The organism is Streptomyces sp. NBC_00490, from assembly GCF_036013645.1.
Taxonomy (GTDB): Bacteria; Actinomycetota; Actinomycetes; order Streptomycetales; family Streptomycetaceae; genus Streptomyces; species Streptomyces canus_F.
Window position 1 is genome coordinate 9063111 of record NZ_CP107869.1, and the last position, 18237, is coordinate 9081347.

Annotated in this window: 16 protein-coding genes and 1 pseudogene; 12 read left to right on the plus strand and 5 right to left on the minus strand. The window is 72.1% G+C overall.

The window, feature by feature from the left end:
* Positions 1 to 2 precede the first annotated feature (2 nt).
* Both OG381_RS41370 and OG381_RS41375 read left to right on the plus strand, forming a co-directional pair.
* Entirely contained in the window at positions 3 to 953 is a 951-nt protein-coding gene (locus OG381_RS41370) for a GlxA family transcriptional regulator (RefSeq protein ID WP_327722690.1), read from the plus strand.
* A 65-nt stretch (positions 954 to 1018) separates the two neighbouring features.
* Positions 1019 to 1876, plus strand: a complete 858-nt coding sequence (locus OG381_RS41375) for a hypothetical protein (protein WP_327721104.1) — start codon at positions 1019 to 1021, stop codon at positions 1874 to 1876.
* Positions 1877 to 1880: 4 nt separating this feature from the next.
* Here the strand turns inward: OG381_RS41375 and OG381_RS41380 are convergent, their stop codons facing one another.
* Together OG381_RS41380 and OG381_RS41385 are read right to left on the minus strand one after the other, a co-directional pair.
* Positions 1881 to 2444, minus strand: a complete 564-nt coding sequence (locus OG381_RS41380) for a TetR/AcrR family transcriptional regulator (RefSeq protein ID WP_327721105.1) — start codon at positions 2442 to 2444, stop codon at positions 1881 to 1883.
* Positions 2441 to 2803, minus strand: a complete 363-nt coding sequence (locus tag OG381_RS41385; protein WP_327721106.1) for a DUF1304 domain-containing protein — start codon at positions 2801 to 2803, stop codon at positions 2441 to 2443. The genes OG381_RS41380 and OG381_RS41385 overlap by 4 nt, the downstream gene beginning before the upstream one ends.
* 83 nt (positions 2804 to 2886) lie before the next feature.
* Here OG381_RS41385 and OG381_RS41390 point away from each other — a divergent pair, with 83 nt between their 5' ends.
* The 8 genes from OG381_RS41390 (at position 2887) to OG381_RS41425 (ending at position 11632) form a co-directional block, all read left to right on the plus strand.
* Positions 2887 to 3393 carry a GNAT family N-acetyltransferase gene (locus tag OG381_RS41390; RefSeq protein ID WP_327721107.1) on the plus strand — a complete coding sequence of 169 codons (507 nt, stop codon included), beginning with the start codon at positions 2887 to 2889 and terminating at the stop codon, positions 3391 to 3393.
* 114 nt (positions 3394 to 3507) lie between these two features.
* Positions 3508 to 4746 (plus strand): glycosyltransferase, encoded by a 1239-nt coding sequence (locus tag OG381_RS41395; protein WP_327721108.1) that lies wholly within the window; start codon positions 3508 to 3510, stop codon positions 4744 to 4746.
* A 154-nt stretch (positions 4747 to 4900) separates the two neighbouring features.
* On the plus strand, positions 4901 to 7066 hold the full coding sequence (helR, locus tag OG381_RS41400; protein WP_327721109.1) for an RNA polymerase recycling motor ATPase HelR: 2166 nt from the start codon (positions 4901 to 4903) through the stop codon (positions 7064 to 7066).
* Positions 7067 to 7359: 293 nt separating this feature from the next.
* Positions 7360 to 9015: an ATP-binding protein gene (locus OG381_RS41405; RefSeq protein WP_327721110.1), complete on the plus strand. Its 1656-nt coding sequence runs from the start codon at positions 7360 to 7362 to the stop codon at positions 9013 to 9015.
* Positions 9012 to 9431, plus strand: a complete 420-nt coding sequence (locus OG381_RS41410; protein ID WP_046256912.1) for a roadblock/LC7 domain-containing protein — start codon at positions 9012 to 9014, stop codon at positions 9429 to 9431. The genes OG381_RS41405 and OG381_RS41410 overlap by 4 nt, the downstream gene beginning before the upstream one ends.
* Positions 9428 to 9799 (plus strand): DUF742 domain-containing protein, encoded by a 372-nt coding sequence (locus tag OG381_RS41415; RefSeq protein ID WP_327721111.1) that lies wholly within the window; start codon positions 9428 to 9430, stop codon positions 9797 to 9799. Before OG381_RS41410 ends, OG381_RS41415 begins: the two co-directional genes overlap by 4 nt.
* Positions 9780 to 10385: a GTP-binding protein gene (locus OG381_RS41420; RefSeq protein WP_327721112.1), complete on the plus strand. Its 606-nt coding sequence runs from the start codon at positions 9780 to 9782 to the stop codon at positions 10383 to 10385. Before OG381_RS41415 ends, OG381_RS41420 begins: the two co-directional genes overlap by 20 nt.
* Complete coding sequence (locus tag OG381_RS41425; protein WP_327721113.1) at positions 10382 to 11632, plus strand: cytochrome P450; 1251 nt, start codon at positions 10382 to 10384, stop codon at positions 11630 to 11632. Before OG381_RS41420 ends, OG381_RS41425 begins: the two co-directional genes overlap by 4 nt.
* 74 nt (positions 11633 to 11706) lie before the next feature.
* Here the strand turns inward: OG381_RS41425 and OG381_RS41430 are convergent, their stop codons facing one another.
* The 3 genes from OG381_RS41430 to OG381_RS41440 all read right to left on the minus strand — a co-directional run bounded on the left by OG381_RS41430 (position 11707) and on the right by OG381_RS41440 (position 16858).
* Positions 11707 to 13410: a hypothetical protein gene (locus OG381_RS41430; protein WP_327721114.1), complete on the minus strand. Its 1704-nt coding sequence runs from the start codon at positions 13408 to 13410 to the stop codon at positions 11707 to 11709.
* A gap of 180 nt (positions 13411 to 13590) precedes the next feature.
* Positions 13591 to 15231 (minus strand): amidohydrolase, encoded by a 1641-nt coding sequence (locus OG381_RS41435; protein ID WP_327721115.1) that lies wholly within the window; start codon positions 15229 to 15231, stop codon positions 13591 to 13593.
* 127 nt (positions 15232 to 15358) lie between these two features.
* Entirely contained in the window at positions 15359 to 16858 is a 1500-nt protein-coding gene (locus OG381_RS41440) for an APC family permease (protein ID WP_327721116.1), read from the minus strand.
* A 137-nt stretch (positions 16859 to 16995) separates the two neighbouring features.
* Here OG381_RS41440 and OG381_RS41445 point away from each other — a divergent pair.
* Positions 16996 to 17694, plus strand: a pseudogene (locus tag OG381_RS41445) (TetR/AcrR family transcriptional regulator); the annotation flags it as partial.
* Positions 17695 to 17769: 75 nt separating this feature from the next.
* Positions 17770 to 18234, plus strand: a complete 465-nt coding sequence (locus OG381_RS41450; protein WP_327722691.1) for a pyridoxamine 5'-phosphate oxidase family protein — start codon at positions 17770 to 17772, stop codon at positions 18232 to 18234.
* The last annotated feature ends 3 nt before the right edge of the window (positions 18235 to 18237 follow it).

Consider the following 18237-nt stretch of genomic DNA (forward strand, 5'->3'; position numbering starts at 1 on the left):
ACATGCAGCGGGTCGAACGAGTCGTGGTCCTGGCTCTCGAGGGCGTGTACCCCTTCGAGCTCGGTATCCCCAGCCGGATCTTCAGCGCCGCCGGCGGCCGGTACGAGGTGCTGACCTGTACCGTCGACGGCCGCCCGGTGCGCACCAACGCCGACTTCACCATCGCGGTCGACCATGGCCCAGAGGCGCTGGCCACCGCCGACACGGTGGTGATCGCGCCCGTCTCCGCGGACCGGGTGACCGCCGAGCTCTCCGACGAGGTGAGCTCCGCCCTCGCCCTGATCCCCGCCGGCGCGCGGATCGTGTCGATCTGCACCGGCGCCTTCGTCCTCGCGGCGGCGGGCCTGCTCGACGGCCACCGGGCCACCACCCACTGGCAGCTCGCCGACCGGTTCCGGGAGATGTTCCCGCACATCGCCCTCGACCCGGACGTCCTCTTCGTCGACGACGGGCGGATCCTCACCTCGGCCGGAGCGGCCTCCGGTGTCGACGTCTGTCTGCATGTGGTGCGCACGGACCACGGCAGCGAACTGGCCAACTTCGTCGCCCGCTGCTGTGTGGTCCCGCCGTTCCGGGACGGCGGCCAGGCGCAGTACATCGAGCAGCCCGTGCCGGAACCCGGGGCGACGAGCACCGCCGCCACCCGGGAGTGGGCGCTGGCGCGCCTCGACGAACCACTGACCCTCACCGACCTCGCCGCCCACGCCCGGATGAGCCTGCGCACCTTCGCCCGCCGCTTCCACGACGAGGTCGGCCTCAGCCCCGGCCGCTGGCTGATCCAGCAGCGGGTCGCCCGGGCCCGGCACCTGCTGGAGTCCAGCGACCTGCCGGTGGACCAGATCGCCGGCCACGTCGGCTTCGCCACCGGCGCCTCCCTGCGCCAGCATCTGCACGCGGCCATCGGGGTGTCGCCGCAGGCCTACCGGCGGACGTTCCAGACGACCGCCCGCTGAACCGAACGTTTCCCGCCCCTGCCGCGTCCGAGGACCAGGACCGCGGTCGGTGAACAGGAGTGGGGATGCGCAGAGGCTTGGTGGCACTGACGGCACTGATGGCTGTGGCCGCCGCGGGGTGCGGCAGCGGGACCGAGGAGGACATGGTCGTCGAGGGCGCGGCACCGCCCACGCCCTACAGCGGACCGATGTACATCCACGGCAAGGCGTGGGACGAGGAGAAGGACGACCGCGCCGACCTCGTCGACACGGGCGCGGCGGCCCGGGCCCTGGAGTGCGACGGGGAGATCTTCACGGCCGGCGGCAGCGAACCGTGGAGCAAGGGCGACGGAGGAGACACGCCGGAGGGAGGCCTCAAGGCGTACTTCGACATCGAGCAGCCCGAGGTACCGCTCGAGGGCTACCGGGTGGAGCGCGAGGAGGGCGGCCGGGTCCTCTTCTCCTACGACGTGGACGGCCGGACCAAGGTGGCGGTGATCGTCGCCAAGGACCGCAAGAACCGGCCCGGTTGGGGCCCGGAGACCAGCGCCTCCTGCGACCCGGCGGAGTTCCCGGCGAGCTGGACCGACTCCAGGGAGTACGAGGTCTGGACCGACCGGAACGGCAAACGGGTGCCGATCACCGTCATCAGCAGCTCGGTCGGCCCCGCCCACTGCGACTGGCAGCAGGCGCACTTCCTGGGCACGGGCGAGGGCAGGGACCGCGTCCTGTACGCCCGTGATCCGGACGGCGTGCTCGGCGACGAGATGCTGGAGACCCCCTACCGGGGCGACGTCACCATGCCCGCGGACGCCAAGGACACCGGATACCGCCTGGGGGACTGGAAGCTGTGGCTGACGGACGACAAGAAGACGGCGTACGTCCGCACCTCCGACGGAGTGGAGGCCTGGCCCCGGGTCAAGCAGGACATGGGCTGCGCGTGAGGCGTCACCGGCTGGCGTGCAGGGCGACCAGCAACTGCCAGACCTGGTCGGCGATGTCCTGCGGGCCGCCCTCCAGCAGGCCGTGCAGCCAGTCGCCCAGCACGCCCGCGAACGTCGCGGCGACCGCCGAGGCCACCAGCGGGGCGTCGGCGGCACCCGCGAGTTCGCGCTCGCGGAGACTGTAGGCCCGCAGATCGCGGTGGAGGACCCGCCCCAGCGGGCCGCCGCCGCCCGGGCTGAGCAGGGCCCGGTACAGCGCGGCATGGGGGGCGAGGGAGATGAAGAACGCCGGCAGCGCGGGCGGCGCGTGCACCGGGTCGGGCCGCCCGCGCCAGGCGTGCAACGCCTCCACGGCCTCGCGTACGACGTCCGCGCAGGCGTCGACGGCCAGCGCCTCCAGGCCGTCGTAGTGGACGTAGAACGTGGCCCGTCCGACCCCCGCCCGGCGTACCAGCGCGGCCACGCCGACCTCCGCGAGCGGGCGCTCGGCGCACTCCGCGAGCAGCGCCTCGCGCAGCTTCGCCCGGGTGCGCGCCGCGCGGGGGTCCTCGGGTGCGGTGCGGGTCATCGGGCCAGCAGGACCGCGCCCAGGGCGAGCGCACCGGGCAGGGCCTGCGCGGCGAGGATGCGGATGTTGGCGGTGACCGCGCCGTACACGCCCGCGACGACGACGCAGGACAGGAAGAACACCTGGGCGCGGAAGCCCGTCGGGTCGGCGGCGACCAGACCCCACACCAGGCTCGCGGCGAGGAAGCCGTTGTAGAGGCCCTGGTTGGCGGCCATCGGCGCGGTGGCCTTGGCCATCTCGCGGTCGAAGCCGTGGAAGGACATCCCCGGCTTCTTCTGCCACAGGAACATCTCCATCACCAGGATGTACGCGTGCAGCACGGCCACCAGGGCCACCAGCACGTTCGCTACCGCTTCCATGATCTCCCTCAGTTTCTTGGACAGGCGTCCACTATAACTGGACAGGTGTCCAGGATGTCAGCGGCTCCCGATACCCTCCGGGCATGACTGATCAGGACGTGACGGTGCGGCGCGCTCGCGCGGAGGACATAGCGGGACTCGTCGCCTCCAGCGCGCGGCTCTTCGCGGAGGACGGCGGCACCCGGGACGCGACCATCAACGTCCACTGGCCGCGCGAGCACGGGGCCGCGGCGTTCGCTGCCGCGCTCGAGGACCCGGAGCGCCTCGTGCTCGTCGTGGACCATCAGGGGCGGGTGGTGGGACACCTGATGGGTTCGGTCACCGAGGCCACGGCCAGGCGGCTGGTCAAGTCCGCGACCCTGGTCAGCATGTATGTCCGCCCCGAGCACCGGCGGGCCCGCGCCGGTGCCGCTCTGGTGACGGAGTTCCTGGACTGGGCGCGGGGACAGGGCGCGGAGGAGGCCGAGGTGACGGCGTACGCGGCCAACACGGACGCGGTCCGCTTCTACGAACGGGGCGGATTCGCACCGCAGTTGGTGACCCTGCGGCAGACGCTCGGAGGCGGCAAAAAGAAAGGGCAAGGGGACTGAGCCCTCCTTGCCATGTTCAACATATAGCGCACCGGGGGGCTTGCGGCAAGGCCCCCGTGGTACCGCAGAATCTCCGCTCGAAGCCGGAAGACGCGGAGAACGGGGAGTCACGACGTGCGAGTTCTGTTGTCGACGTACGGGTCGCGCGGGGACGTCCAGCCGATGGCGGCACTCGCCGTGGAGCTGCGGGCGCTCGGCGCGGAGGTACGGGTGTGCGCGCCGCCGGACGAGGAGTTCGCCAAGCTGCTGGACCGGGTCGGCGTGGAGTCGGTACCGGCCGCCGACCCGGTGCGCGCGGTGGTGACGGGGACGGCGTCGCCGCTGCCGGGGGGCCTGGCGCAGCGCGCGGCCGCGATACTCGCCGCACAGTACGAGGCGGTCGGCGCGGCGGCCGAGGGATGTGACGCGGTGGTGGCGACCGGCCTGCTTCCGGCCGCGGCCGGTGCGCGACTGGCGGCGGAGCGGGCGGGCGTCCCCTACGCCTTCGTGGCCTTCTTCCCGGGCTACCTGCCGTCGCCGTACTTGAGGCCGCTCACCCGCCCGGGGCAGACGTTCCCGCCGGAGGTGACCGACATCCCGGCGCTGCACGACCTGGACGCCCAGTTCATGAACGAGGCGTTCGGCACGGGGCTCAACCTCCACCGGGCCTCGCTCGGGCTGCCGCCGGTGGACGACTTCCGCGGCTACGTCCTCACCGGCCGGCCCTTCCTGGCAGCGGACCCGGCCCTGGCACCGTGGCAGGAGCCGACGCCTCTCGACGTGATGCAGACCGGCGCCTGGATCCTGCCGGACGATCGCCCGCTGCCGGACGAGCTGACGGCGTTCCTGGACGCCGGCGAACCGCCGGTCTACGTCGGCTTCGGAAGCATGCCGATGGGCGGGACGGATGTCGCCCGGGTGGCCGTGGAGGCGGTGCGCGCGCACGGCCGCCGCGTACTGGTCGGGCGGGGCTGGGCCGACCTGGCTCTCATCGACGACCGGGACGACTGCTTCGCCGTCGGCGAGGTCAACCACCAGGCGCTGTTCGGCCGCCTCGCCGCCGTCGTGCACCACGGCGGCGCGGGCACCACCACGACGGCCGCCCGGGCCGGCGCGCCCCAGGTCGTCGTGCCCCAGCTCGCGGACCAGCCATACTGGTCCGGGCGGGTGGCCGAGCTGGGCATCGGCGCGGCACACGAGGGGCCGACGCCGACCGTCGCGTCCCTGTCGGCCGCGCTCGGCACCGCCCTGGCCCCCGAGACCCGTGAGCGGGCGAGGGCCGTGGCCGACGCCGTCCGTACCGACGGGGCGACGGTGGCCGCGAAGCACATCCTCGACATCGTCGGCCAGGAGAGGACCACCGCGTCCGGGTGATCCACACGTGACCCCGGGCCGGCACTCACACCTGCGGCGACGCGCCGACCACGGCCACGGCGCGTCGCCCGGCTCGACCCCGGTCCGTCGAGTCGCCCTCGCACACCCAGCCGCGCGCCATGGCCGCACGCGACCTCATATCGGAGCTGATTACTTGAACACCCTGCCCACCAGCGCGTTCGACCTCCCCGACCGTCTCTCGTCCAAGGCCGACCCGGCACTGATCGCCGGCGACGAGCAGTACTTCGCGGCCCTCGCGGAGTGCCTCGAGCAGTCCATCGCCGAGGTGTCCGGGCAACTCGACGCCGCGCGCAGGGCACCCGGCGGCATGGGCCGGCACGCGATGGACCGGGACACGGAGATCCACCGGCTGACCGCCCGCCTGCGCACCCTGCGCCGGTTCGGGCTCGACCTGTGCCTGGGACACATGGTCTCCGCCGACGACCCCGAGCCCCTCTACATCGGACGGCTCGGCCTGACCGACAGCTCCGGCCGCCGACTGCTGGTCGACTGGCGCTCGCCGGCCGCCGAGCCGTTCTTCGGCGCCACCCACGGCAACCCGATGGGGCTGACCAGCCGCCGCAGGTACCGCTGGACCGGCGGCCGGATCAGCGACTACTGGGACGAGGTGTTCACGGCCGACGGGCTGGAGCACCACGCCGCGCTCGACGACCAGTCCGCCTTCATCGCCAGCCTGGGCAGCAACCGCTCGCCCCGGATGCGGGACGTCCTCGGCACCATCCAGGCCGACCAGGACGCCATCATCCGCGCGAGCTCGCGCGGCGCACTCGTCGTCGACGGCGGTCCGGGCACCGGCAAGACCGTCGTCGCCCTGCACCGCTCCGCCTACCTCCTCCACTCCGACCCCCGCCTCGGTCACCGTCGCGGCGGCGTGCTCTTCGTCGGCCCGCACCGGCCGTACCTGTCGTACGTCTCGGACGTCCTGCCCAGCCTCGGCGAGGAGGGCGTGCAGACCTGCATCCTGCGGGACCTCGTCGCCGAAGGAGCCGCGGCAGGCGTCGAAGCCGACCCGGAGGTGGCCCGGCTGAAGTCGTCCGCGGCACTGGTGGGGGCGATCGAGAAGGCCGTCCGGTTCTACGAGGAGCCGCCCGCCAAGGGGATGACGGTCACCACCCACTGGTCCGACATCCCGCTGAGCGCCGGTGAGTGGGCGGTGGCGTTCGACGCGGCGGAACCCGGCACCGCGCACAACGAGGCGCGCGACCAGGTCTGGGAGGAACTGCTCACCATCCTGATGGACAAGCACGAGGGCGACGTGTCGCCCGATCTGCTGCGCAAGTCGCTGCGGCAGAACAGGGAGCTGCGCACCGCCTTCGACCGCGCCTGGCCGCTGCTCGAAGCGACCGACCTCGTCGGAGACCTGTGGACGGTACCCGCCTACCTGCGGATGTGCGCCCCCTGGCTCACCCCCGACGAGGTGCGCACGCTCCAGCGCGCGGAGGCCCAGGCCTGGACCGTGTCCGACCTGCCGCTCCTGGACGCGGCCCGGCAGCGGCTCGGCGACCCGGAGACGGCCCGGCGCCAGGTCCGGCACAAGGCCGCCCTCGCCGCCCAGCGGGAGCAGATGACACGGGTCGTCGACACGCTGATCGAGGCCGTCTCCAACTCGGGCGCCGACGGGGACGACGGCGAAGGCCTGGTGAAGATGTTGCGCGGCGAGGACGCCAAGGTCAGCCTGGTCGACGAGTCCGAACTGGCCGTCGCCGACCCGGACCTGCTCGCGGGCCCGTTCGCGCACATCGTCGTGGACGAGGCCCAGGAGCTGACCGACGCCGAGTGGCAGATGCTGCTGCTGCGGTGCCCGTCGCGGAGCTTCACCATCGTCGGGGACCGCGCGCAGGCCCGGCACGGGTTCACGGAGTCGTGGCAGGAACGGCTGGAGCGGGTCGGGCTCGACCGGATCGAGATGGCCTCCCTGAGCATCAACTACCGCACGCCCGAGGAGATCATGGCGGAGGCCGAGCCGGTCATCCGGGCCGCGCTCCCCGACGCCAACGTGCCGACCTCCATCCGCAGCAGCGGTGTCCCGGTCGTCCACGGAGCGGTCACGGAGCTGGAGTCGGTCCTGGACACCTGGCTCGCCGCGCACGCCGACGGCATCGCCTGTGTCATCGGGGACCCCGCGTTCCGCGCGACGTCGAGGGTGCGGTCGCTGACCCCGGAGCTGTCGAAGGGGCTCGAGTTCGACCTGGTCGTCCTGGTCGACCCGGAGAAGTTCGGCGAGGGCGTCGAGGGAGCGGTCGACCACTACGTGGCGATGACCCGGGCCACCCAGCAGCTCGTCGTCCTCACCGGCTGACCCGCTGCCGCGCCCTCCTCCGGAGGGCGCGGCGCCGCCGGCCCCCGTCCGATCCCAGAACTGTGCTGGTCAGTATGGGCATTTGTCGATGTGTGGTTGCTGGCTGAGGGTGACGGAACCCTCACTTCCGCCCGGGTCGTGAGGTTGATCTTTTCGGGTTCAAACCCGATAAGCTCCCCTCTGACGCCGCGAGTTGACCCACTCACCACCGGTCGTCGCGCGACGCGTCCCACTCGGTGCGATTCCCCTTGCACACCCCCCGTTGTTCGATTGTGTTGCTTCGAAGGATGCAGATGGAACTCGCCACTCCGCCACCGGCGGCGCGGGCCCCTGTCGCCTGGTACGGCTGGTGGCTCATGCCACTGGCCTTGGGAGGCGGGACGGTTGCCGCCACGTTCATGAGCTCGGAGGGCATCACCGCGGCCGTCGCCGGGGCCGCTGCGACGGCGGCGAGTTCCGTGTGCGTCCGCCTCCTGGTCCGCACCCGCAAGGAGTTGCGGCGGGCCGAGGGATCCTTCCGCACCTCGCAGGCCGAGCACTCCCAGCAGTGGCAGCAGCATGTGGCCGCCCTGGAGCGGAAGTTCGCCGCCGAGTACACCGCCCAGGACCACCGGCTGGCCGAGCGGTCCGCCGCCTACGAGTCCCAGCTCGCCGAGCAGGCGCGCGCCTACGAGCAGCGGCTGACCGACCAGGCGGCCTCGTACGAGTCCCAGCTCGCCGACCGGGCCGAGATCTGGCAGGAGCAGCTGGCGCACCAGCTGTCCGCGGTCGCCCGGCTCGCCGACGAGCAACTCCCGCAGGCACTCGCACAGTTGCGGGCCGGCGATGCGATCGACGATCTGCTGCCGGCCACCGAACAGTGCGCCAAGGTGAGCGCCGAGCTCCAGGCCGAGCTGCGCAAGGTCATGAGGACCTCACTGATCGGTGTCGAGCGGGAGTTCGACCGCTCGACCGCCGCCGAGCAGGCCGTGATCAGCATCGGCAACCGTATCCATGTGCTGACCAGCAAGCTCCGTGGCCGTCTGCACGAGATGCAGGGCGAGCACGGCCGACTGCCCTCCGTGGCACGCGGGCTGATGGAGCTCGACCAGGAGATCGGCCCCGCCGACTGTCTCGCCGCCAGCATCGGTGTGCTGGGCGGCTCTGACCGGCCCGGCCGGCAGTGGCAGGAGCCCCAGCGGCTGCTCAGCGTGGTCCGCGGCGGCATCGGCCGGATCAAGGAGTTCCAGCGGGTCGACGTACGCCATCTGCCCGAACTCGGCGTCGACGGCGGCCTGGTGGACCACCTCACGCTGATCTTCGCGCATCTCCTGGACAACGCGGCCCGCTACTCGCCGCCCACCGAACCGGTGATCGTCTCCGGCAAGGAGGTGCCCAACGGCGTCGGCATCGAGATCCAGGACTCCGGCAAGGGGCTGAGCGAGCAGAAGAAGCTCGAGGCCGAGCAGGCGCTGGCCGGGACCGGGGCCGGACCGGGCCTCGGCGGCATCACCGAGGACGCCACCATCGGCCTCAGGGTCGTCGGCATCCTGGCCCGCCGCTACGGCATCCGCGTCACCTTCGCGGACTCGCCCTGGCTCGGCACCTCGGTGGTCGTCGTGGTCCCGCACAAGTACTTCAGCCCGCTGCCCGCGGCGGCACCGGTGGCGCAGCCCGCCGCCCCCGCCAGGGCAGCGGCCCCGCAGGCACCGGCCGGGGAAGCGGCGGACACCACGCCGGGCGGACTGCCCCGGCGCCGCAGCAGGCGCGGTGAGGAACAGCCGCAGCCGACGGCCGAGCGCACCGAGGCGACCACGGAGGCGGGCGTCTTCGCCGTCCCTCCGGACGCGTCGTTCGCCGGCCTCGCCGCGTTCGCCACCGCCGGACGGGAGTCCCAGGAGGCGGCCGGCCGGCCCGACGGCCGCGAGTCCACCGAGCACCGCACTGAAGAGAGCGACAAGTCCACATGACGCAACAGGGAACCGACGTGAGCTGGGCGCTCCGGGACCTCGTGGAGTCCATCCCGGAGATCCGCTTCGCCCTGGTGGCCTCCAGCGACGGCAAGGCCATCACCTCCTTCGGCGCCGAGGACCCCGACGACGTGGACCGCTTCGCGGCGGTGGTGGCGGGTCTGCAGGCGCTGGCCCAGCCGGTCGCGGAGCAGTTCGTCCGGCCCGGCGGACAGCGGGGACAGCTGCGGCTGGCGATGATCGAGGTCGACGGCGGTCACCTCTTCGTCGTCCGCGCGGGGGTGGAGACGTATCTCGGTGTGCTCGCCCGTGAAGGCCTCGACCAGGGACTGCTCGGGCACCAGATGAGGGACCTGGCCCGCAGGATGGGCGAGCTCCTCGGCACCTCTCCGCGTCTGGAGGAGCACTCTGGATGAGTGCTCGTTCCGGGCCCACGGACCCGTCCGGTCTCGAGCGTTACTACGTCCTCACCAGGGGGCGCAGCGGGCCGGCCGGGTCGGCGTCGAGCCTCGATGTGGCGACCCTCATCGTCTCCCGCACCGCCCCCGTTCCGGGGCTGCAGCACGAACACGAGGAGATCCTCCGGCGCTGCCGCGAGCCGCTGTCGGTGGCGGAACTCGGCGCCCACCTGGGACTGCCCTTCAACATTCTCGCGGTGCTGCTGACCGACCTGCTCGAGGCCGACCGCGTGGAAGCCCGTGACCCCGTCCCGGCGCACGACGCCCGTCGCGGGCCCGACCTCGCGCTCCTTGAGGAGGTACTCAGTGGACTTGAACGGCTTTGACCGGCTCGGCCGGCCGGACGACGGGGAGACCCGCTCGGTCAAGGTGATGATCGCCGGTGGCTTCGGCACCGGGAAGACCACGCTGGTCGGCTCGGTGAGCGACATCAGGCCGCTGACCACCGAGGAGACCCTCACCGAGGCCAGCGCCGGCGACGACCGCCTGATGGGGGTCGCCGACAAGACGGAGACCACCGTCAGCCTGGACTTCGGCAAGATCCGCCTCAACGACAGCCTGATGCTGTACCTGTTCGGCACGCCGGGCCAGGAGCGGTTCTGGTTCCTGTGGAACGGCCTGTTCAAGGGAGCGCTCGGCGCGGTCGTCCTGGTCGACACCCGGCGTCTGGCCTCCAGCTTCCGGGCGATCGAGGAGATGGAGCGGCAGGACGTCCCCTTCGTCGTCGCCCTGAACATCTTCCCGGACTCCCGGCGCTATCCGGTCGAGGAGATCCGGGACGCCCTGGACATCCCCGCGCACATCCCGGTCGTGGCCTGCGACGCCCGGGACCGGGACTCCAGCCGTGACGTCCTGGTCGCCCTGATACGTCATGTGAAGGACCGCTTCGCCGTCGCCCTGGAGCCCCGATGAACGAGCAGACTCCACCCGGCCCCGACGCGCCCCGCGGGTGCCCCGTCGCGCACGGCGGGGCGGAACTCACGCGGCTGTACGGTCCGGACACGGCCACCGACCCGCAGGCCGTCTACGAGCGGCTGCGCAAGGAGCACGGCTCCGTCGCACCGGTGCTGCTGGAGGGCGATGTCCCCGCCTGGCTGGTGCTCGGCTACCGCGACAACCGGCGGGTGCTGGACAACCCCCGTCAGTTCAGCCGGGACGCCCGCATCTGGCGGGACTGGCGGGAGGGCCGGATAGCGGAGACCTCGCCGCTGGTGCCGATGCTGGGCTGGCGGCCCGACTGTGTCTCCCAGGACGGGGAGCCGCACCGCAGGCTGCGCGGCGCGGTCACCGACGGACTGCTGGCCGCCTCCAGCCGCGGCATCCGGCGGCACGCCACGTACTTCGCGAACAGACAGATCGACATGTTCGCCGCCGCCGGGCGCGCCGACCTGGTGGCCGACTACGCCGAGCACCTGCCGATGCTCGTGCTCACCCGGATCCTGGGCCTGCCCAAGGCGGACGGGCTCCGCCTGATCGAGTCGTGCGCCCAGGTCTTCAAGGGCGGTGAGGGCGCCCTCGTGCACAACGAGCGCATCATGCAGATCCTCGGCGAACTCGCCCGGCGCAAGCGGTCCGAACCGGGCGCTGACTTCACCACCGCCCTGCTGGAGCACCCTGCGGCGCTGGACGAGGACGAGGTGGTCAGCCATCTGCGGCTGGTGCTGATCGCCGCCCACACCACGACCAGCAACCTGTTGGCCCGGGTGCTGCAACTGGTCCTGACGGACACGGCGCGGCTGTCCGGGCTGATCAGCGGTCAGCTGAACGTGTCCGCCGTGGTGGAGGAGGTCATGTGGAACAGCCCGCCGCTGGCCGTCCTGCCGGGGCGGTTCGCCACCACCGAGCTGGAGCTCGGCGGGCACGGCATCCAGGAGGGCGATCTGCTCCTCCTCGGCCTCGCCCCGGGCAACGCCGACCCGGAGATCCGGCCCGACGAGGGCGTGGCGGTCCAGGGCAACCAGTCGCACCTGGCCTTCAGCGCCGGTCCGCACGAATGCCCCGGGCAGAGCATCGGCCAGTCCATCATCGAGGTCGGTGTGAACGTCCTGCTGCACCGGCTGACGGGCCTGAGCCTGGCCGTGGCGCCGGAGGAGCTCAGCTCGACCGCCTCCACCTGGGAGTTCCGGCTGGACAGCCTGCCGGTCGAGTTCGCCGTCTAGGGCCCGCCGGGGGACCGCTGCCCGGCCGGATTCCGGCCGGGCAGTACCGCGTCTGGAGGAACAGGACCGAGGCGTCAGCCGTCGAGCCAGTCGCCCTCGACGGCGGTGGGGCGGTATCCGGTGGCGTTCCAGAGGAAATGCGGGTGGGCGCCGGCGAACATGTAGGCGAGCAGTGCGGTGTCCTCCCTCCCGGTCCGAGGGTCGTGCAGGGTGTGGAACCGCTCCGATCCGACCACGCCGGAGTCCTGCTGGACCTCACGGGCGCGGGCCGTGGACGGTGCGGCTCTGGATGCCTCCACGGCGGCGACGTAGGTACGGCGCAAGATCTCCCAGGTGCTGTCGACGTCGCCGTACCAGGGGCCGTGCAGTGCTTCGAAAGCATGGAGCTCGGCGTCGAAGAGGGGCCAGGTCCCGGGGTACCGGTCCCGGCAGCGTGCGGAGAGCTCGGCGGTCCGGGTGCTCAGTGCCGGCGCGGTGGGCCGCTGGGCCATGGTGAGGGTGGTGCCGTGGGTGAGGATGCCGGTGCACGCGTTGGGCTGCAGGTCGCACAGGGGGCACGCCTCGGCCGGGGGGAGGCCCTGGGTGATGCCGTCGAACCACAGGGCGTGGCGGCCGGTGAGCCCCATCCAGACGATGGTGGTGGTCATCAACCAGGTGTTCCACATCGGTTCGTGCGCCTCGGGCATGCAGCCGTACTTGACGAGGGCTATGGCGCAGGCGGCGTAGAGGGCCTTGGTGTGGGAGGGCAGGTCGGCGAGCCAGAAGTTGCTGATCTCGCCGGTGAGGGCGTCGGCCCGTACGTCGGTCATGTCGTCGATGACGCGGCACAGCAGCAGGGAGGCGAGGTTCTCCTCCTGCCAGAGTTCGCTGTCGGGAGCGACGTGCCAGAACAGGCAGTCCAGCATCTGCAGGACCGAGTAGGCGCTCTGGGTCAGCGGGTTGGTCTGGGGGAGTGTTACGCGGCCCGAGGCGTGCTGCTGGAGCCAGTACTCGTCGACGGAGCGTTTGTGGGCCGAGAAGAGCCCGCTGACCAGGGCTCGTGCGCTGTTGGTGCTGAAGTTCTCGGCCAGTCGGCCTTCGACGTGTCGGGTGAGGCGCGTGGTGTCGATGGTTTCGATCACGCGTTTGTACTCGTGGAAGACGAGGATGTCGTCCTCGAAGCGGTGGCGGTGGCCGAGGTCTCGTTCGAGGTCGTTCAACTGCCGGGTCCAGGACCAGCCACCGGTCAGGACGCTGTCGAGTTCCCGGCGGTGCGGCCAGGTCTTCACGGTGAGGGGACGTCCTGCGCTCTGCCGCCAGCGGTAGTCGTCCAGCGTGCGGGCGGGGGGCGTGGGTATCCGACGGCACAGCGGGCAGGTGCAGACGGTCGTCCGCTCCTCCGCGCGCGGTGGGGTGAGCGCCCGGCTCCGCCAGGCCCCTTCCAGCATCGCGCAGGTCAGTCGGCAGAGCTCGACGTCGGTGCCGACCTGGGGGAAAGCCGCTTCGATGACGCGCAGGCCGGTGTCGAGGCGCCTCAGCCTGGCCTGGCCCTCCGCGTCGGGCGGGAGGAACGCGGGCTGTGCCTGCTGGAGTGCTCCCTCCAGATGGAGCGTGGTGCCGGGGTGACGGGACCCGAGTGCGTCGAGCCGCTGCCGTGCGGCGTTCCGGGACTTCCGGGACTGTTCCGTGCTCCCCTTGATCCGCTTCTCCAGGAGGCGGGCCAGGGTGTCGCCCGCCTCCGCGGACCGGACCTGGGCGGGGGTGTCGAAGGGGAGGCCGAGGATGGCGTCCTGAGGCATGCGGTTCCTTTCGGGAGACGGCGCGCAGAGCCCCCCGCCCCTGCGGACGCGGGCGGCAGGGGAATCGCCCGCGCGCTCGAACTGGGCCTCCCGGTACGGAAGTTGAACCGAAAAGCGGAACGAGACTCCCCAGAGAGTAAATGATCTACGGCATGCCCCGGCGGTGATCTCCGTTACTGCTCAGGCCTCTTGAGCTGCGTACACTCCCACCCCTCCCACATAGGTGAGCGCCACCCTCGTCCCCGCGACGTCCTCAAGCGGACGATCGAACGGGTCCCGGTCCAGGACCACCAGATCCGCCAGCGCGCCCACCCGCACCCGCCCGGAATCGTCGAGGCGGTTCACATACGCCGAGCCCGCGGTGTAGGCGGTCAACGCCTCGGTGAGACCGATGCGTTCGGCGGGCAGGAACACCCGGGCGCCCTCCCCGTCCGGGGCCACGCGGTTGACCGCGACATGGATGCCCTCCAGCGGATCGGGGCTGCTGACCGGCCAGTCGCTGCCCGCGGCGAGCCGGGCCCCGGAGCGCAGCAGCGCGCCGAACGGGTACTGCCACGCGGCCCGTTCGGGACCCAGGAAGGGAATGGTGAGCTCGTCCATCTGGGGTTCGTGGGCCGCCCACAGGGGCTGGATGTTGGCGGTGGCGCCGAGCCGGGCGAAACGCGGTACGTCGTCGGGGTGCACGACCTGAAGGTGTGCCAGATGGGGGCGGGTGTCGCTCGGTCCGTTGGCGGTGCGGGCGGCCTCGATCGCGTCCAGGGCGTCGCGTACGGCCCGGTCGCCCAGGGCGTGGAAGTGGCACTGGAAGCCGAGCGCGTCCAACTCGGTGACGTACTTGGGCAGTTGTGCGGGATCGATGAAGCTCGTGCCCCGGTTGGCGGTCGCGCAGCCGCACTTGTCCAGATACGGGTCGAGCAGCGCGGCCGTCCCGGTCTCGGCGACCCCGTCCAGCATCAGCTTGACCGTGCCTGCCCGGAACCGGCCATGGCTCAAGGCGGCCCGCAGCTCCACGAGTTCGGGGATCTGCTCGGCCCCGCGCTCGCGGTCCCACCACAGGGAGCCGACGACACGCGCGGTGAGTGAGCCGTCCCGGGCGGCCGTCAGATACGCGTCGGAGGGGTCGTCCATGCCGAGGAAGGTTCCGACGAGGGCGTCCTGCCAGGCGGTGACGCCGAGGGAGTGCAGATGGCGCTGGGCGTGCAGCAGGGCGGCGAGCCGGTCGGCCGGTGTGGCCTGGGGAGTGAGGCGCCCGACGAGCTGCATCGCGCCTTCCTGGAGCGTGCCGCTCGGCTCGCCCGAGCCCGAGGCGTCCCGCTCGATCCGTCCGTCGGCGGGGTCGGGCGTGTGCCGCGTGATGCCGGCGAGTTCGAGGGCGCGGCTGTTGACCCAGGCGCCGTGATGGTCCCGGTTGGGCAGATAGACCGGCCGGTCGGGGACGACGGCGTCCAGCAGCTCCTTCGTCGGTGTACCGCCCTCGAAGGCCTCCATCGACCAGCCGCCGCCGGTGATCCACTCCCGCTCCGGATGCGCGGCGGCGTACGCGCGCACGGCGGCCACGGTCTCCTTCGCCGTCCTGGTCCGGGTCAGGTCGCACTGGGTGAGTTCGAGACCGGCCGGGACCGGGTGGATGTGCGCGTCCTGGAAGCCGGGCAGCAGCAACCGCCCCGCCAGGTCGACCACTTCGGTGCGGGGCCCTCTGAGGTCCAGGACCTCGTCGTGTCCTACGGCGGTGATGCGGTCGCCGGTGACGGCCACGGCGGTCGCGGTGCGGCCCTCGGGGGTGAGGACGGGGCCGCCGGTGAAGAGGAGGTCTGCGTGCATGTTCCGTTCCTGTGAGGTCGGTCGGGTGTGACTGAGCGGACCGGGCGGAGTCCGATGCCGGGTACGGCAGAGCCCTTTCAGAGGCGCGGAGTGCTGCGCGACAAGCCCCCACCTGCCAGCGGACGAGTCACCGCGCCTCCAGTGAAGTGCTCAGCAGCTGCGGCGCGTCCGCGTCCGTCCCTGAGCCCGTTCGGAAGTACGGCGAGCGCCGCACCCACCTGGCCCACGCGGCGGCCACGAACCCCGACGCGATCATCGCCAGGGGGGTGCTGAGCAGGAACCAGCCGTTGTCCGCGCTGAGTGCGAAGTGATCGGTGGAGGTGTAGAAGGACCAGCCGAGATAGCCGCCGAGCCCGAGCAGGGCCAGCGCGCTCAGGGTGGGCAGCACCACGGCCCGCACGCCCTGCTTCCAGTCCTCGCGCAGCAGCGAACGGAAGCGCACCGCCGCCGCGAGGGCCGTCAGGGCGTACGACAGGGAGACCACGATGCCGACCGCGCTCACCGTCGCCATGATCATGTCCGCGAGCCGGGGGATGACCAGGGCGAGGGCCGCGACCCCCGCCGCCAGGGCGCCGATCAGCACGGTTCCGGTGGCCGGAGTCCCGTACCGGGAGCTGACCTTGGACCACACCGGGCCGAGCGTACGGTCCCGGCTCATCGCGAACATCCCCCGAGCCGTCGGGATCACCCCGGCCTGGAGCGAGGCCACCGCCGAGAACATGAGCGCCACCAGGGGCAGCGCGGCCAGCGGCTGCGAGGCGATCCGGTCGCCGAAGTACGCCAGCCCCTCGGCCCCGTGCCCCGCCAACTCCTTTTCGGACAGCACCCGTTGGAAGGCGACCGAACCGAGCAGGAACAGCACCAGCATGGTCACCAGGGTGGTGAGGCCGGCACGGGAGGCGTCCCGTGGGTCGCGCACCTCCTCCGACACGCTGAACGCGCTCTCGAAGCCCCAGTAGCAGAACACCGACAGCAGCATGCCCTGTGCCAGCGCGGTCGCCGACGGGATCGCGAACGGGTCGAACCAGCTCAGGCTGAAGGGGTGCGGGCCGGTGACGATGCCGTATCCGCAGAAGCCCAGCAGGACGACGTACTCGAAGACCAGCAGCCCGCCCTGCAGCCGGGCCGCGGTCCGCACCCCCGTGACGGCGGTCAGGGTGACCGCGACCAGGACGAACACGCCCAGCGCGGTCGTCTGCGCCGTCGATCCCGGGTCCAGTGCGAGGCCGCCCAGCCGGTGCAGTCCGGCGTCGCCCGCCAGCTGGATCAGCGCCGAGCCGGTGACGGCCGTGGTGTAGGCGAGGAAGGCCACCGTCGCCACGATGTTCACCCAGCCGACCATGAAGCCGAGCCAGGGACTGAGCGAACGGCCCACCCATACATAGCCGTTGCCCGCGTTGGGCTCGACACGGTTGAGCCGGGAGTAGGCGCCGGCGATGCCGAGGACCGGCAGGAACGCCAGCAGCATGATCGCCGGCAGATGGAGGCCGACGACCCCGGCCGTGACACCGAGCCCGATGCCGATGCTGGTGGTCGCGGCCGTGCTGGAGGCGGCGATGGCGACGCCGTCGAGGACGCCGAGGGACTTGCGCAGGGTGGGCCCTGTGGAGGGGGCGTGGTCGGGCATGGCCGGTTCTCCGCTCGCACCGGGGGGCCTGACAGGCCCCGGTGAGCCGACATGAAACTGTCCCGGGGCTTAACAGGTCAACGGTGTTGTCATAAGGTGCGGCCACGAGCCGGCGACCAGGGCCCCCGGAGGCACCCATGAGCGACCGCGTCGTCCCGCCCGCCGCCCGGCGGCGCAGGCGCCCCACCAAACAGGGCGTCGTCCTGTCCGAGGAGCTGATCGTCGAGACCGCGCTCAGGCTGATCGAGGAGCACGGCGCCGACGCCCTCTCGGTGCGCCGCCTCGGACATGCCCTGGGCGCCGACCCCAGCTCGCTGTACCGCTACTTCCGGCACACCGACGACCTGATGCTGGCCGTCGCCGACGAGCTCATCGGCCGGACCCTGCGCATCTGGCGCCCCACCGGCGACTGGCGCGCCGACCTGCGCGACCTCGGCCTGCGTATGCACGCGGGCGCGCTCGCCCACCCCCGCGCGGCGGTGCTCAGCTCGCACCGGGTCACCGGCCGCGGTCACGAGATCCAGGCTGTGGAGACCATCCTCGGCGTGCTGCGCGATGCGGGCTTCCCCGACGCCGACGCGGTGCGGATCTACCACGCCTTCGTCGACCAGTCCCTCGCCTTCGCCGCCCTCGACTCGGCGAGCACCGCGCTGCCGAAGCCGGCCCGGGACGCGGAAGCGACCGTGTGGCGGACGACGTACGCCAAGCTGCCCGCCGACACCCACCCGCACATCGCAGCGACCGCACGCCACCTCGTGACCGACATGCCGCGCAGCTCCTACCCGGCCGCCCTGGACATGCTGCTGAGCGCGGCGGCGGCCCGGCTCGCGGAGATCGGCGACCGGCGCGAGGCCATGCAAGCCACACTGGGTACGTCCGTCAACACCGCCCCGACAGGAGAGCGTTCACCCATGACCAACCCGCCCGCACGCCCCGCCGAGCAGCGCAAGCAGGACACCCTGAACCGCCTGGAGCACGACGAGGACGTGTGGGTCGCCACCGCCGACGCGGACGGGGGAGTGCCGTTCCTCGTGCCGCTGTCCTTCTGCTGGGACGGCTCGACCCTGCTCCTGGCCACCCCGGCCGGCAGTCCCACCGGCCGGAACCTGAAGGCGACGGGCAGGACCCGCCTCGGCCTCGGGCCGACCCGGGACGTCGTGATGATCGAGGGCACGGTCGAGACGTTCACCGCCGCCGAGCTGGGCGAGGGGGAAGCCGACCGCTTCGCGGCCGCCACCGGCTTCGAGCCGCGTGAACTCGCCACGCCCTACCTGTACTTCAGGGTCCGGCCGACCCGGGTGCAGGCCTGGCGCGAGGCCAACGAGCTCGCCGGACGCGAGCTGATGCGGGACGGCAAGTGGCTGGTCGCCGACTGAACC